The sequence below is a fragment of the Streptococcus sp. HMSC10A01 genome (genome assembly GCF_001807785.1).
Classification (GTDB): Bacteria; Bacillota; Bacilli; order Lactobacillales; family Streptococcaceae; genus Streptococcus; species Streptococcus gordonii.
Genome location: NZ_KV790962.1, coordinates 1 through 15,763, shown reverse-complemented (window position 1 = coordinate 15,763; position 15,763 = coordinate 1). Strand labels below are relative to the sequence as shown.

The following is a 15,763-nucleotide window of genomic DNA, read 5'->3' as shown; positions in this document are numbered from 1 at the left end:
AGAAAATCAAAACAGATTTTCAAAGAATATCATCTTGGATTTTTTCTTATCTTTCTGACCAGCAATGAGACTGTATCGTAAAAACAGACATAGACGACATCTCAAAAGTCAGAAAGGATATATAGCAACTTAACTACTTTCACAAAATATATCTAGCTCACATAGGAAATAAATAAAAGGTAGCCTACTAGACTTGAAATATGGAGCAAGAGTCACTAAAAATGTTAGCTTATGTCGATCCTTGCAATTGTTTTGAGATGACAAGGCTACGTTAGTGTCAGAAATAAGCAAATCATCAAGACTATTCAAGAAACCAGAGCAGCTTTAATTGCTTACAAAGTGACTCTTTTGCATCATCGTCTTAATGTCCATTCTACCAATAAATCAGCCACTGATTTGCCATCATTTCTATGAAGCTTCTAAAATATGCCGTAGCTGGACTGCACTCGGTGAGACAATGGGAAGAAAAGCTCCTTCGTTCCAACGTCGGATAAACCCAGAAGTCGAATTACTCAAGTATCCTCTGCCTCCACTAGCCTGCAGCTCCAAGAGCAGACTTTGAGCCACTACATCAACTATATCAATTCGCAGCTGGAAGAGCTCCTTAGGGCGCTCAACAAAATAACCAGGCTGGAGAAGACCTCTATAGAGCTGATCCTGGATTTCAGTCAGAGCAGCTACTTGTTCCTCCCACTCCTCTCTCAAAATGGAGCGGACTGACAGATTGGCTTCAACCTCTGCCAGCGACTTCTCCGCTAGACCAAGAGCCAGACCAAATTGATAACCTAGAAAAGCTGGGCGATTTTCTGCCAAAAAGGCCTTGGCATCTTGAGCGAGAATCCATTCTTCTTGCAAAGGCACATGATTGAAGGCCAGAGCAGCTGTATTTCCCCCTTGCAAAGATACAAACTCTAAATCCGCTGAACGGGAGAAATTCTCTGCGTCAGATGGCACAGCCAGAACCAGCGGCTGGCGGCTGCCGTCTTCGAAACCGGCAACAAATATGCTGAGGAAACGATCCGCGCGAGCATTGGTTACCCAAGGCAGACGTCCCTTGAGATAAAGCTGTCCGTCTTCCTCCACAATAGACACATTTAACTCTTCTAGGTCCGACAAGAATTTAACGGCATTGGACAGGGCTGTAGCACCTGCATATTCCCCTGACAGGAGACCTTCCAAATAGTGGTCTCTAAAGTAGGGATTAGCAGATTTTAAGACGTTATCAATAAAGGTCCTTTGTCCCCAAGAGATAAAGGAAGCGGTCAAAGAATGGTGAGCCAGCTCCTTGAGCACTTCAATCACATCCGTATCATTGCCACCTCGGCCTCCCAGCTCTTCTGGAACGCCAACCCGAAAGGCTCCTTCAGCAGCGATACGCTCAATCAGTTGGTTACCCGCTGCACAGGATTCTTTGTCAATCTGATCAGCGTGGTCATCCAACCAGTTGATAAACTCTTCTGAAAAAAATGTCATTTGCCACCTCCTCAAAGACTAGGCATAAGGCTGCAATTCCGGATTAATTGGCGTGTTGGCCAGATTATTGGCATAATTGCAGAGGGTCGCAAGGCTAACACCCAGAACTACATCCAGAGCATTCTCATGCGTATAACCCGCTTCTAGGAAGTCTGCCAAAGCCTCATCTCCGACCCGTCCCTTGGTATTGATGACAGCAATGGTAAATTTAGCAAGGGTATCTAGCTTCGGATCTGTATCAATCGGAGTACGATTACGTAGAGCCTCCAAAAGATCATCATTCATTTGAATCTGCTTGATTGAAAAAGCTGTATGACCCGCTACACAGAAAGCACAGCCATTGGTAACTGCAGCCGTAATCTGCACTACTTCACGCTCAGTCGGTGTCAGGCTGTTACGGCGATTGATGGCTCCAACCGTCCGATATGTTTCCAAAGCCGTTGGCGCATTGGCCAAAAGACCGATAAGATTGGGAATGTAGCCACCGTTATCTTTTTGAACAGTTTCCAGGACTTCTTTTACCTCGGCTGGTGCGGACTCAATCGTGTGGATAGTAAATTCTGACATATGAAACCTCATTTCTTTTAATTAGAAACTATCTTAACATAGGACCAATAGCTTGTATAATATATATTTTATATAAGTCCTATAAAGAGAATATAATGCAGTAATTCAAACTAAAATTTTTTACCTAGATTTACCTTGATCAAACACAATTTTAAACCAAAAAAAGAAGCCTTCTGGCTTCTTTTTTTATTTTTTCACCTTTATGGTTACTAAAAGACTTTTTCATTAGCAATTTCTTATAGAAGATTATTCTTTATCGCTCTCAACTGCTTCGTCAGAAACAACAGCATCTAAGCTTTCCTCTTCCACCGTTGGTTCAGACTGAACCTGTTTTTCAACTGTTTCTTCTGTTACTAGCTTTGTGGGCTCTTCTTTATTTTCATCTACTTCTACTTTTTTAGATTCTTCAGCTGAAGCAGGTGTTTCTATATCTTTTGGCTGATCGGTTTCTTTTTTGATTTCATTTACAGCCGTTTTCACTGTTGCAGAAGTTACACGGCCAACAGTTTGAGCAAATTCCTTACTTACATTGGCTGCATCTGTCAAGGTTTCTTTTGAAATCTTTCCTCCTGAGAAAGCCATCAATCCTAAAACAAATGTTGCAATTGAAGCAATTGCAGTCAAGTATAAACCTATACCGACTGAAATACCATAACCACCATAACCAAAATTAGCACTCATATCGCCTAAGCGAAACAGGGCATAAATAGAAATAGCTGTCTCAATAACTCCCAAAGCCATAACTCCCAGAGCAAAGTTTTTAATCAAAGGCTGAGTGCGATCTTTAAGAATAGCTAAGACAATAGCTCCGATGGCTAAAATTATAATAATTTTCCCATCACCTTCAATTCCTGAAACACTTAAACCACCAAATCCACCTAGGTTTACAGTCCCCCAAGGCAAAACACTTCCAATTATTACTGCTACTGACGCAATGATAATGTACAAACGATTTTTTTCCATTTGACTTCTCCTTCTCTAATCACAAGCCATCTGATTTTAGGTAAAAAAGATAGATTGTAGACTAACTATTTGTAAAAAGAGACCAAGACAAGAATATCCTGGCCTTCAAATAAACTTCTTAATATTTTCTAAAACGCTGATAACGTTGGTCGACCAATTCTTCCACGCTCCATGAAGAAAGTTGTTCTAATTCAACTAAAAGTTCTTGTTTGATAGAAGTAATCAAATCCTGATTGCTTAAACCCGTTTCCTCAATTACCTTATCAACAATCTCCATTTGCAAGAGTTCGTGGGATGTTATTTTCATTAACTCAGCAGCTTCCATGGCTCTACTGCCATCCTTCCACAAGATAGAAGCAAAGCCTTCCGGACTCAAGACTGCATAAATTGAATTCTCTAACATCCAAACTCGATTCGCCACTCCCAGAGCCAAGGCCCCTCCAGAACCACCTTCACCAATAATAATGGCAATAATCGGTACTTTCAGATCACTCATCTCCATCAGGTTTCGAGCAATAGCTTCACCTTGGCCACGCTCCTCTGCTCCAACACCCGGATAAGCTCCAGCGGTATTGATAAAAGTAACGATTGGACGACCAAATTTTTCTGCCTGCTTCATTAGGCGCAAAGCCTTGCGATAGCCTTCAGGATGAGGCTGACCGAAATTCCGTTTTAGATTATCTTGAAGATTCTTCCCTTTTTGAATTCCAATAACAGTCACTGGACGGCCGTCTAGGCTACCGATGCCTCCAATCACAGCTCCATCATCTCGAAAAGAGCGATCTCCATGCAATTGAATGAAATCATCAAAAATTGCCTTGGCATAATCAAGAGCCGTCAGCCTAGTCTGATCTCTCGCTTCTCTTACAATCCGAGTAATCTTTGTCATTGCTGCCCTCCATGAAATTCCAACAATTTAGCAATCTTATCTCTTAATTTTGCTCGTTTAACAATAGCATCTACAAAACCATGTTCCAAGAGAAATTCTGCCTTTTGAAAACCGTCTGGCAAATTTTCACGAACAGTGGATTCAATAACTCGACGACCAGCGAATCCAACAAGACTTTGAGGTTCCGCTAAAATAATGTCACCTTCCATTGCAAATGACGCTGTTACCCCACCAGTAGTAGGGTCTGTCAAAATCGTCAGATAAAACAAACCTGCTTTAGAATGTCTTTGTACCGCCGCTGAAATTTTGGCCATCTGCATGAGACTGATAATCCCTTCCTGCATACGTGCCCCTCCAGAAGCTGTAAACAAGACTACTGGTAAGCGAAGTTCCGTTGCATATTCAAACAAGCGTGTGATTTTCTCTCCAACTACACTTCCCATGGAAGCCATGATAAAGTTTGAGTCCATTATTCCCAAAGCAGTTTTCTGTCCCTTAATGGAAGCAGTTCCTGTTAACACAGCTTCATCCAAGCCAGTTTTTTCACGCATTTGGGCCAACTTGTCCTTATAATTAGGAAAATTCAATGGATCTTTTGTTTCAATGCCTGTAAATAATTCTTCAAAGGTATCTTCATCTACAGTTAAAGCAAGTCGCTCAAGTGCTGTAATACGGAAGGTATAACCACAATTAGGACAAACACGATCGCTCCCTAAATCTTTTTGGTAAATGGTATGCTTACAACCAGGACATTTCGAAAAGAGCTCATCCGGTACCTCTGGTTTTTGTTGAGGCAGTTCCCTATATGAACGATTAGGATTAATCCGGATATATTTATCCTTTTTGGAGAATAAAGCCATCATTTACTCCTTTATTACTACAGTTTCCCTTTACAAAAGCTTAGCTTCCTTCGCTTTATGAAAGGTTTTATTTATCTTCTTTTAATCTTTCTTGGTAAGCAGGGAGAAATTTCTCCATTAAAAAGGCTGTATCATAATCCCCTGCAATAACCTGAGAGTCTGAAATCAAGTCTAACTGAAACTCACTGTTGGTTAATACACCATCGATTTCTAATTCATAGAGAGCCCGTTGCATCTTCATCAAAGCATCAAAACGATTCTCCCCATGAACAATGATTTTAGCAATCATACTGTCATAGTATGGAGGAATGGTGTAACCTGGATAAACAGCTGAGTCCACACGAAGGCCGACTCCACCACTAGGCAAATAGAGGTTTGAAATCTTACCCGGACTTGGGGCAAAATTAAAGGCTGGATTTTCAGCATTGATCCGGCATTCGATGGCATGACCACGAATTTCAATATCATCTTGTGTGAAAGAAAGTTCTTGACCATCAGCAATGCGAATCTGTTCCTTAACAATATCTACGCCAGTCACAAATTCTGTTACAGGATGTTCTACTTGAACACGAGTGTTCATTTCCATAAAGTAGAACTCACCCTTATTTTCATCATAGAGAAACTCAATTGTTCCAGCATTTTCATATCCCACTGATTGAGCTGCTCGTACAGCCGCATCTCCAATCTTTTGACGGAGAGTCTTCCCGATAGCCACTGATGGAGCTTCTTCTAAGACCTTTTGGTTATTACGCTGGAGCGAGCAATCACGTTCGCCCAGATGGACAACATGTCCATGCTGATCTGCCAAAATCTGCACTTCAATATGACGAGCAGGATAAATCACGCGCTCCATATACATAGCGCCATTCCCAAAGGCAGCCTTAGCCTCGCTAGAAGCAGACTCAAAAGCTGCTACCAAATCTTCAGCCTTTTCAACCTTACGGATTCCCTTTCCGCCACCTCCAGCAGAAGCCTTTAGCATAACAGGGTAGCCAATTTTTTCAGCAACTTCCAAAGCCTCTTCTGCAGTAAAAACTTCTCCGTCAGATCCAGGAATAACTGGAACATTAGCCTTAATCATTTGAGCACGAGCATTAATCTTATCGCCCATCATATCCATGATTGCCCCAGAAGGACCGATGAATTTCACACCAACTTCCTCACACATGGTTGCGAACTTAGAATTTTCACTCAAAAATCCAAAACCAGGATGAATAGCTTCAGCTTCTGTCAGAACAGCCGCTGAAAGCACAGCATTCATATTGAGATAAGAATCAGTTGACTTAGCAGGGCCAATACAAATAGCTTCATCTGCCAATAAGGTATGAAGGGCTTCTTTATCAGCTGTTGAATAAACTGCCACTGTCGCAATCCCTAATTCACGAGCCGCACGAATAATTCTGACCGCAATTTCCCCACGGTTAGCAATCAATATTTTACGAAACATGGTGAAATCTCCCTTTTCTATTGGCCAATAGCAAATGTCAAGGTGCCACTAGCTGCGAGTTTGCCATCTACTTCTGCTTTAGCTTCAACAACCGCAATGGTACCACGACGTTTCACAAATTTAGCAGTCATGATAAGCTGATCACCTGGAACAACTTGTTTTTTGAATTTGACCTTATCCATACCAGCATAAAAAACAAGCTTACCTTTGTTTTCTTCTTTAGACAATTCCAGTACACCCGCAGTCTGAGCCAAAGCTTCCATAATCAAAACACCCGGCATGACTGGATATTGAGGAAAATGACCGTTAAAGAATGGTTCATTAATTGTCACATTTTTCAAAGCAACAATCTCATCTTCGCTAACTTCTAATACACGATCCACCAACAACATTGGATAACGATGAGGAAGTGCCTCTTTTATTGCATTGATATCGATCATTTAATGCGTACCAGACCTTTCCCAAATTCAACCATTTCTTCATTTTGAACTAAAATTTCAGTGACAACACCATCTTTAGGAGCAGGCACTTCATTCATCACTTTCATGGCCTCAATAATCATCAAGGTTTGTCCTTTTTTCACTTGGTCACCTACGTTCACAAAAGCAGGTTTATCTGGTCCGGCTGCTAAATAGGCTACTCCAACCAAAGGACTTTCCACAACATCACCTTCAGCCGCGATTGGTGCCGGTGCTGCTTCAGCAGGCACTTCTTGCTGTTCAACAACTACTTCAACCTGAGGAGCTGGAGCAATTGGAGCTACTGGTGTGGCTGTAGGAAGAGGACTTGCGTTAACCTCTTGAGTTGCAATTTTTCCTTCGTTCTTACTGAATGTCAGTTCATCTTGTTGATTTTTATACGAAAATTCCCGCAAACTTGATTGGTCAAACTGTGCCATCAAGTCTTTAATTTCATTGATATTCATAAGTTATTATGCCTCCCAACGTTTAAAGGCAAGAACAGCATTATGGCCACCAAAACCAAATGTATTGGAAATAGCATAAGGAATTTCCTGTTCTTTTCCTTGGCCAAAAATGACATTGGCTTCAATGTAATCAGACAATTCTTGAGTTCCTGCAGTCTTCGGTACAAAGCTATGACGCATTGCTTCGATAGTCGCAATAGCTTCCACTGCTCCTGCAGCACCTAACAAATGCCCTGTAAAGGACTTAGTTGAAGAAACGGCTACTTCTTTACCTAATACAGATACAATCGCACCACTCTCTCCTTTTTCATTGGCAGGAGTAGAAGTTCCATGAGCATTAACATATGCCACATCTTCAGGTTTAATTTCAGCTTCTTCTAATGCTAGTTTAATAGCTTTAATCGCACCAAGTCCTTCCGGATGAGGAGACGTCATATGGTGAGCATCACATGTGTTTCCATACCCTACTACTTCAGCAAGGATTGTTGCACCACGTTTTTCAGCATGTTCTAAGCTTTCCAGCACTAACATACCGGAACCTTCTCCCATAACAAAACCATTTCTGTCTTTATCAAATGGGATAGAGGCACGAGTTGGATCTTCCGTTGTGGACAAAGCTGTCAAAGCTTGGAAACCAGCAATCGCAAAAGGAGTGATGGATGCTTCAGAACCACCAACTAACATCACATCTTGGAAACCAAATTTAATGGAACGGAAAGCATCTCCAATTGCATCATTAGATGAGGCACAGGCTGTATTAATGGACTTACAAACACCATTGGCACCAAAGCGCATAGCAACATTCCCAGAAGCCATATTTGGCAAGGCTTTTGGAAGTGTCATTGGTTTCACTCGTTTCGGACCTTTTTCATGCAAGCGGATAACTTGATCTTCAATTTCCTTAATACCACCGATACCTGAAGCAACGATAACACCAAAACGATCTTTATCAATAGCTTCCACGTCAAGACCAGCATGATTTACAGCTTCCTCTGCAGCATAAAGAGCATACAGTGAATAATTATCAAAACGGTTAGTGTCTTTTTTAATGAAGTATTTATCAAAAGGAAAATCTTGAACCTCAGCAGCATTATGAACAGCAAATTCACTGTGGTCAAACTTAGTAATTGGCCCAATACCAATTTTTCCTTCCTTAAGGCTAGTCCAAAATTCTTCTGGTGTATTTCCAATTGGGGAAGTTAGGCCATAGCCAGTTACTACAACACGATTTAGTTTCATCTCAAAACTCCTTTTTACGGTAAGATTTAAACTTAGAAAATTGCAACTAAGATGCATTCTAAGTAGATTTTTTCTATACTTTTACTAAATTATTGCATTGTCAAGCCACCATCGATAGTGATTACCTGACCTGTTAAGTATTCCTGACTGGCAAGAAAGACTGCAACATCTGCAACTTCCTCAGTATTACCAAAACGCTTCATTGGTATTTGAGCCAGAGAAGCTTCTTTAATTTTTTCTGGCAAACCATCAGTCATATCAGATTCAATAAATCCTGGGGCAATCACATTGACGCGAATATTACGAGCCGCAACCTCACGAGCTACTGACTTAGAAAAACCAATCAAACCTGCTTTAGAGGCGGCATAGTTTGCTTGTCCAATATTTCCTGTCAAACCGACCACGCTAGACATATTGATAATAGCTCCCTGACGCGCCTTAGTCATTGGTTTTAAAACAGCTTGCGTCATGTTAAATGCACCAGTCAAATTAACCTTTAGCACTTGTTCAAAATCTTCCTCAGTCAATTTAAGCATGAGTTTATCTTTAGTAATTCCTGCATTATTAACCAAAACATCAACTGAACCCATAGCCAAAGTTGCTTCTTCTACCATACGCTTTGCATCAGCGCTATCTGAAACATCCCCAATAACCGCAAAAACCTTTACAGGATAGTCTTTAAACTCTGCCAAGACGTCCTCTGAGACTTCTCCACGTCCATTTAAAATAATATTAGCTCCAAGACTAGCAAATTTATGGGCAATAGCAAGACCAATTCCCCGAGTGGAGCCTGTAATCAATACGTTCTTATCTTTTAATTCCATATTGTTTCCTCATTTTTCCAGAAGTTGTGTCAAACTAGCTTGATCTTCAACTTGATAAATAGCAGCAGACTTATCAATCTTTTTTACAAATCCAGACAGAACTTTTCCTGGACCAATCTCGATAAACTCTGTTACACCAGCTTCTTGCATTCTGGCAATACTATCATAAAAGCGAACTGGCTCCATCACTTGACGTGTTAATAGCTCCTTGATTCGTTCCTTTTCCATGACACTAGCTTCTGTATTCCCTACTAGGGGAACTTGGAAGTCAGAAAAATTGACATTTTCTAAAGCTACAGCTAATAAATCACTAGCTGGCTTCAATAAAGCAGTATGGAAAGGTCCTGATACGTTGAGTGGAATCAATCTCTTTACCCCAGCTTCTTGCAAAAGCTCTACAGCTTTATCCACTGCTTCAGCTTCTCCACCAATTACAATCTGGCTAGGTGTATTATAGTTAGCTGGAGACACTACACCAAGCGCACTAGCCTTTTTACATGCATTCTCTATCAGATCTAAATCAGCATTAAGAACTGCTACCATTTTACCAGAACCCGCTGGAGCGGCTTCCTCCATGAAGGCTCCACGCTTAGCAACCAAAGCTAGAGCACTCTGAAAATCTAAGGCTCCAGAAGCCACCAAAGCAGAGTATTCTCCTAAAGAAAGACCAGCAACCACATCAGGATGGATTCCTTCTTGAATTAACAAACGGTAAATGGCCAGAGATGTAGTCAAAATTGCTGGCTGGGTATAGCGGGTCTGATTCAGTTTTTCTTCATCATTATCAATCAAATCACGCACATCATAGCCTAAAATTTGACTAGCTTCCTCAAAAGTTGATTTCACCACGTCATATTGATCATAGAGCTCACGTCCCATACCAAGGTACTGTGCCCCCTGACCAGCGAACAGAAAGGCTTTTTTAGTCATTTCTAGTTACTCCTGCCCAACGTTTAGCTTCTTGCTGAATTCTTTCAGCAGCACCATAGTAAACATCTTTCAAAATTTCTTCAACAGTTTCTTCCTTGCTGACCAAACCAGCAATTTGTCCTGACATGACCGAACCATTCTCAACATCTCCACGGACAACTGCATTTGCTAAGGCACCCGCACCAAGATTTTCGAATACTGTTAAATCTGGATTTTCTTGTTTGAAGGCTTCTTTTTCTGCTTTTTCAAAATCCCTTGTCAGCTTATTTTTCAAAGCACGGACTGCATGACCAAAATGCTGAGCTGAAATTGTTGTATCAATATCGCGTGCCTTCAAAATCATATCTTTATAATTTTGATGAGCGTTTGATTCCTTAGCAACTACAAAGCGAGTTCCTAACTGAACTGCTTCTGCTCCTAACATAAAGCCAGCAGCAGCACCTGAACCATCCGCGATACCTCCAGCTGCAATAACGGGAATGTTTACTGCTTCTACAACTTGACGAGTAAGTGCCATCGTTGTCAATTTACCAATATGACCTCCAGCTTCCATTCCCTCAGCAATGACAGCATCTGCGCCAATTTTTTCCATTCTTTTAGCGAGGGCCACACTTGGTACCACTGGAATGACTGTAATACCAGCTTCATGAAAACGAGCCATGTACCGACTTGGATTGCCTGCACCAGTTGTCACTACTTTTACGCCTTCTTCAATGACCAAGTCAACAATGTCATCCACGAAAGGTGATAAAAGCATGATATTCACTCCAAAAGGCTTATCAGTCAAAGACTTAATTTTATCAATATTTGCTTTAACAACTTCTTTAGGAGCGTTGCCTCCACCGATAATTCCTAAACCACCCGCTTTAGAAACAGCACCAGCTAAGTCTCCATCTGCTACCCAGGCCATTCCACCTTGGAAAATAGGATATTTAATATTTAGTAATTCTGTAATTCGTGTTTGCATAATACCTTCCTTTTATCATTGCTTAAGTAATAGCTTGATTCTCTTAAAAACAAGTGCTTTCTATACTTTGACAGTCAAACTATTACCTAAACAAGAGGGAGTGGATAAAAAATCATTTAAACAGACTTTTTCGTTCCACCCCGGCCATCTTGACTTCATCGAATCTTTACTCTATCTGTTGTTTTCTTTTAAACATTAGAAGAGATAAAAGACAGTCAAGACTGCCACCTCAAATTCGTCTTCTTTAAAAGAGGGCGAGAACGTATTCTCAGCCCCATTTACTTTTTCTTATTTAGTTTTTGATTCAACGTAAGCAACTAAGTCACCTACAGTATTCAAACCTTCCTCAGTTTCGATTTGGATGTCAAATGCATCTTCGATTTCTGAGATAACTTGGAACAAGTCAAGTGAATCTGCTTCAAGATCATCGAAAGTTGACTCAAGAGTAACTTCTGACGGTTCTTTACCAAGTTCTTCTACAATAATTTCTTGTACTTTTTCAAATACTGCCATGATAGACTCCTTTAAAATAAAATATTTTTTAATATGTGAAAACCACATGATTAACTAAATTGTAACAATAAGTGTTCCCCATGTCAAACCTCCACCGAAACCAGATAATAAAATTTTCTGACTTCCATCTAGCTTAACAAGGCCTTGCTCGACACACTCAGAAAGTAAAATAGGGATACTAGCTGCACTGGTATTTCCATATTCCATCATGTTAGCTGGAATTTTATCTCTTGAAACACCAAGCTTTTTCGCTATTTTATTCAAAATACGATCATTGGCCTGATGGAGCAAGAAATAATTTATTTCATCAACTTCCAGCGAACTAGCTTCAATCGTATCTTTAATGGACTGAGCAACATCTCGAATAGCAAAATCAAAAATTGCCCTACCATCCATTGTCAAATATTTTTCATCATCCTCAGTCTGCGCAAAAGGCGATTGCAAACCAATTTGGCAAGAGGTGAGACTTTCTCCACGAGAACCATCCGTTTTCTGGATTTCTGCAAGAAAATGTTGATCAGAAGTGCTTTCCAGCAAGACGCCTCCCGCACCATCACCAAACAAGACCGCAGTGCCTCGATCAGACCAATCTACAACCTTTGATAAGGTTTCGCTTCCAATAACCAACCCCTTCTGATAAGCACCTGAAGATATGAGTTTTTCAGCTGTCGAAAGAGCAAATACAAAGCCACTACAAGCGGCTACTAAATCATAAGCAAATGCTTTATTTGCCCCAATATTAGCCTGAACACGAGCAGCTGTTGATGGCATCAATGAATCTGGCGTAATAGTAGCAACAATAACAAAATCAAGATCTTGAGCAGAAATTCCTGACTTTTTCAGCAAATCTAAGGCAACTCTTGTAGCTAAATCGCTTGTCGATTCATGATGAGAAATATGACGCTTTTTGATTCCTGTCCGACTTGAAATCCATTCATCACTTGTATCCATGATTTGGGCTAAATCATCATTCGTAACGACTTGCTCAGGCGCATAATGAGCAACTTGACTGATTTTTGCAAATTTCATTATTTTAAGTCCTCAAGAAACTGATAAAGGTTTTTCAAGCCTTTTTGCATTACTTGAATCTCATCCCTGCTCATGCCAGCAATAATCTTGTCTAGCATTGAATGATGAAAACGTCGATGCAAACGATACAAAAGACGACCACTTTTCGTCAAACTCAAATGAACCACACGACGATCAATATCAGAACGAGTTCGTTCTACATAGCCTTTTCGCTCAAGATTATTTAAGCTCGTTGTCACAGTTCCTAGAGTCACCATAAGCTCTCTAGAAATGTCACTAGGAGTTGCATTGGGAGTTTCGCCAATAACATCAATCGTATGCATTTCTTTGATAGAGACGTCATTGAAGCGACTGCCCCGCAAACTGGACTCTTCAATCACCAATACATTATTAAAAATCGACGTCAAATAATCATTTACTAATTGGTAATTCAATCATCCATCCCCCTTTATAAATATTCAAGCATCAAAACATTTGACTATCAAATTATATCAAAGTCCAAATATTTTTGCAAGTTCTTTTTGAAAATGATTTACTTTTTTTCAATTTATATAATTTCAATTAAACGAATATTATTTTCCTTGAAATTTAGGACGACGCTTTTCTGAATAAGCACAGACCCCTTCTTTAAAATCTTCGGTGAAAGCTAACGACTTTTGTAAGTGCAATTCCAATTCAGCATATTCTTCCCAATCAGAAAATTGACTTTTCCAAATCATTTCTTTCATTGCTTTATACGAATTCCCTGAACCACGTTTTAGTTTTTTGATTAGTTGCTCTGTTGTTTTCTCCAACTTTTCAGATTCACAAAGTCGATAAAGAATCCCATATTCCAAAGCTTTTTCAGCTGTCAAAGCCTCACCAGTCATGACAAGGTGGGTTGCACGAGTTACACCAATAGCACGAGTTAGCAAATACAATCCTCCCGCATCTGGGGCTAATCCAACTCCAACGAAAGCCTGAATAAATCGAGCCTTTTCACTTGCAATACAAAAATCAGCAGCAACGACCATATTAGCAGCAGCACCTGCAACAGGTCCATCAACACTCATGATGACTGGCTTAGGTAATTTCTTCATCTCGAAAGAAATAACATTTACTAACTCCGCAATCTTCACCAAGGATTGGATATCATCCGCATCAACAGCACGCTGCATTTCTGCTAAATCTCCTCCAACTGAAAAAACCTTACCATTTGCCTTGATAAGCAAAATTTTTACACTATCATCTGACGCAGCCAATGAAATTGCTTCTAAAATTTCTTGGCACATTGGAATATTAAATCCGTTAGAAACCTCTGGTCGGTTAAAGGTAAGAACAGCTACTTCGTCCAGAACTTCGTAGAAAATATTTGTAAATGTCATATCACTTCTCCAAATTCTATCTTAGCAATTTGATTTGATATGCAAATATTTTGAATGTCAAATAATTGCTTTTAGAATATTCTAGCACAAAATTTTATTTTCTCAAAACAAAATCTGAAAGAATAAAACAATAGTTCGGCTTTTCTACTTTTTATTCCTAAAAAACTGACACTATGCTTGAGATTTGCTATAATGTAAAGAAGCAATATTACAAATTGTCTGAATAATAACAAAACCCTTTAGGAGAAAATATGAAAGTTGTCAAATTTGGTGGTAGTTCACTTGCCTCTGCAACTCAATTAGAAAAAGTTTTAAATATTGTAAAATCTGATTCTGAGCGAAAGTTTGTAGTTGTTTCTGCACCAGGAAAAAGAGATCAAGCGGATACCAAGGTAACAGATGCACTAATCAAATATTATCGAGCTTACGTTGAAGAAGGTGATGTCACCCCACACCAAGAATGGATCATTAATCGATATGCCCAAATGATCGAAGAATTAGAGCTCAAACCTGTTGTACTAGAAAAAATAACAAAGAGTATTTTAAATCTGGCTACCTTACCAATCGAAGATAATCTCTTTCTTTATGATAGCTTTTTAGCAGCTGGAGAGAACAATAACGCCAAGCTGGTTGCTGCATTTTTTAATAAAAACGGCCTTAATGCCCGTTATATTCATCCTAAAGATGCAGGAATATTTGTCAGTAGCGAGCCTGGAAACGCAAGAATTTTGCCCTCTAGCTACGATAAAATTGAAGAATTAACCAACTTTGAAGAAGTACTTGTAATACCTGGATTCTTTGGTGTAACTAAAGATAATCAAATCTGCACTTTCTCAAGAGGGGGCTCTGACATAACAGGCTCAATCATCGCAGCGGGAGTTAAAGCTGACCTATACGAAAACTTCACAGATGTAGATGGCATTTTTGCAGCCCATCCTGGTATTATTCACGAACCAGACTCTATTCCTGAGTTAACCTATCGTGAAATGCGAGAGTTAGCATATGCAGGTTTTAGCGTTCTTCACGATGAAGCTCTTATCCCAGCCTACCGTGGTAAAATTCCTCTAGTAATAAAAAATACAAATAACCCCAATCATCCAGGAACAAAGATTATTTTAAATCATACCGACAAAGCCATCCCTGTTGTAGGAATTGCTGGTGATTCAAACTTTGTTAGTATTAACATGTCCAAATATTTGATGAACCGTGAAGTCGGCTTTGGTCGGAAAGTTCTCCAAATTTTGGAAGAATTGAATATTCGTTGGGAACACATGCCTACTGGTATTGATGATTTATCAATCATTCTAAGAGAAAGCGAACTAACACCAATAAAAGAAGAAGAAATACTCCGGCAACTAAGACAAAAAATTGAAGTCGATCATGCAGAAATTGAACATGGCTTATCTATCATCATGATTGTAGGTGAGCAAATGAAAAGTCATATCGGTCTAACTGCAACTGCTACAAAGGCTCTATCAGACAACAAAATTAATATCCAGATGATTTCACAAGGATCTAGCGAAGTTTCTATCATGCTTGTAGTAAATTCTGAACAAGAAAAAGCTGCCATTAAAGCGCTTTATGAAGCATTTTTTAACAAACAGAAAAAGCTTGAAGTATAATCTTCAAGCTTTTTCAAATTATTATTTAGGAAATAAAAAAGACAAGAATCTCTTGTCTTACTTATAGATATAACTCCGGCAGTAGGACTCGAACCTACGACATCATGATTAACAGTCATGCGCTACTACCAACTGAGCTATGCCGGATAAT

Annotated in this window: 17 protein-coding genes and 1 tRNA gene; 1 reads left to right on the top strand and 17 read right to left on the bottom strand. The window is 39.7% G+C overall.

Features of this window, described 5'->3' with window-relative positions; translation table 11 throughout:
* Positions 1-408 precede the first annotated feature (408 nt).
* The 16 genes from HMPREF3108_RS00800 to HMPREF3108_RS00725 form a co-directional block, all read right to left on the bottom strand.
* The gene (locus tag HMPREF3108_RS00800; RefSeq protein ID WP_045635037.1) at positions 409-1,473 is read right to left on the bottom strand and encodes an acyl-CoA dehydrogenase family protein; all 1,065 of its coding nucleotides are present in this window, start codon (positions 1,471-1,473) and stop codon (positions 409-411) included.
* A gap of 18 nt (positions 1,474-1,491) precedes the next feature.
* The gene (locus HMPREF3108_RS00795) at positions 1,492-2,040 is read right to left on the bottom strand and encodes a carboxymuconolactone decarboxylase family protein (RefSeq protein ID WP_009659051.1); all 549 of its coding nucleotides are present in this window, start codon (positions 2,038-2,040) and stop codon (positions 1,492-1,494) included.
* 246 nt (positions 2,041-2,286) lie between these two features.
* A complete protein-coding gene (locus HMPREF3108_RS00790; protein WP_256262206.1) occupies positions 2,287-3,003 on the bottom strand; it encodes a hypothetical protein in 717 nt (238 codons plus the stop codon).
* Between the two features lie 118 nt (positions 3,004-3,121).
* The gene (locus HMPREF3108_RS00785; RefSeq protein WP_045504127.1) at positions 3,122-3,892 is read right to left on the bottom strand and encodes an acetyl-CoA carboxylase carboxyl transferase subunit alpha; all 771 of its coding nucleotides are present in this window, start codon (positions 3,890-3,892) and stop codon (positions 3,122-3,124) included.
* Positions 3,889-4,752 (bottom strand): acetyl-CoA carboxylase, carboxyltransferase subunit beta, encoded by an 864-nt coding sequence (accD, locus tag HMPREF3108_RS00780; RefSeq protein ID WP_037622195.1) that lies wholly within the window; start codon positions 4,750-4,752, stop codon positions 3,889-3,891. The genes HMPREF3108_RS00785 and accD overlap by 4 nt, the downstream gene beginning before the upstream one ends.
* A gap of 67 nt (positions 4,753-4,819) precedes the next feature.
* Positions 4,820-6,199, bottom strand: a complete 1,380-nt coding sequence (locus tag HMPREF3108_RS00775; protein ID WP_008809610.1) for an acetyl-CoA carboxylase biotin carboxylase subunit — start codon at positions 6,197-6,199, stop codon at positions 4,820-4,822.
* 17 nt (positions 6,200-6,216) lie between these two features.
* Positions 6,217-6,639 carry a 3-hydroxyacyl-ACP dehydratase FabZ gene (fabZ, locus tag HMPREF3108_RS00770; RefSeq protein WP_008809611.1) on the bottom strand — a complete coding sequence of 141 codons (423 nt, stop codon included), beginning with the start codon at positions 6,637-6,639 and terminating at the stop codon, positions 6,217-6,219.
* The gene (gene accB / locus HMPREF3108_RS00765; RefSeq protein ID WP_045504132.1) at positions 6,636-7,124 is read right to left on the bottom strand and encodes an acetyl-CoA carboxylase biotin carboxyl carrier protein; all 489 of its coding nucleotides are present in this window, start codon (positions 7,122-7,124) and stop codon (positions 6,636-6,638) included. The genes fabZ and accB overlap by 4 nt, the downstream gene beginning before the upstream one ends.
* 6 nt (positions 7,125-7,130) lie before the next feature.
* Complete coding sequence (gene fabF / locus HMPREF3108_RS00760; protein ID WP_045504135.1) at positions 7,131-8,363, bottom strand: beta-ketoacyl-ACP synthase II; 1,233 nt, start codon at positions 8,361-8,363, stop codon at positions 7,131-7,133.
* An 89-nt stretch (positions 8,364-8,452) separates the two neighbouring features.
* On the bottom strand, positions 8,453-9,187 hold the full coding sequence (gene fabG, locus HMPREF3108_RS00755; RefSeq protein WP_012130746.1) for a 3-oxoacyl-[acyl-carrier-protein] reductase: 735 nt from the start codon (positions 9,185-9,187) through the stop codon (positions 8,453-8,455).
* Positions 9,188-9,196: 9 nt separating this feature from the next.
* A complete protein-coding gene (gene fabD, locus HMPREF3108_RS00750; protein WP_045635034.1) occupies positions 9,197-10,117 on the bottom strand; it encodes an ACP S-malonyltransferase in 921 nt (306 codons plus the stop codon).
* Complete coding sequence (gene fabK, locus HMPREF3108_RS00745; RefSeq protein WP_008809616.1) at positions 10,110-11,084, bottom strand: enoyl-[acyl-carrier-protein] reductase FabK; 975 nt, start codon at positions 11,082-11,084, stop codon at positions 10,110-10,112. Before fabK ends, fabD begins: the two co-directional genes overlap by 8 nt.
* Positions 11,085-11,372: 288 nt before the next feature.
* On the bottom strand, positions 11,373-11,597 hold the full coding sequence (locus tag HMPREF3108_RS00740) for an acyl carrier protein (RefSeq protein ID WP_012130750.1): 225 nt from the start codon (positions 11,595-11,597) through the stop codon (positions 11,373-11,375).
* A 54-nt stretch (positions 11,598-11,651) separates the two neighbouring features.
* Complete coding sequence (locus HMPREF3108_RS00735) at positions 11,652-12,626, bottom strand: beta-ketoacyl-ACP synthase III (protein WP_070492880.1); 975 nt, start codon at positions 12,624-12,626, stop codon at positions 11,652-11,654.
* Positions 12,626-13,060: a fatty acid biosynthesis transcriptional regulator FabT gene (locus HMPREF3108_RS00730; RefSeq protein WP_008809618.1), complete on the bottom strand. Its 435-nt coding sequence runs from the start codon at positions 13,058-13,060 to the stop codon at positions 12,626-12,628. The genes HMPREF3108_RS00735 and HMPREF3108_RS00730 overlap by 1 nt, the downstream gene beginning before the upstream one ends.
* Before the next feature lie 138 nt (positions 13,061-13,198).
* On the bottom strand, positions 13,199-13,990 hold the full coding sequence (locus HMPREF3108_RS00725) for an enoyl-CoA hydratase (protein ID WP_061596381.1): 792 nt from the start codon (positions 13,988-13,990) through the stop codon (positions 13,199-13,201).
* 251 nt (positions 13,991-14,241) lie between these two features.
* Here HMPREF3108_RS00725 and HMPREF3108_RS00720 point away from each other — a divergent pair, with 251 nt between their 5' ends.
* Positions 14,242-15,612, top strand: coding sequence for an aspartate kinase (locus tag HMPREF3108_RS00720; protein ID WP_045635031.1), 1,371 nt, complete (start codon positions 14,242-14,244; stop codon positions 15,610-15,612).
* Between the two features lie 73 nt (positions 15,613-15,685).
* On the opposite strand, the gene HMPREF3108_RS00715 is transcribed toward HMPREF3108_RS00720, so the two are convergent.
* A tRNA-Asn gene (locus HMPREF3108_RS00715) sits at positions 15,686-15,759 on the bottom strand.
* Positions 15,760-15,763 lie beyond the last annotated feature (4 nt).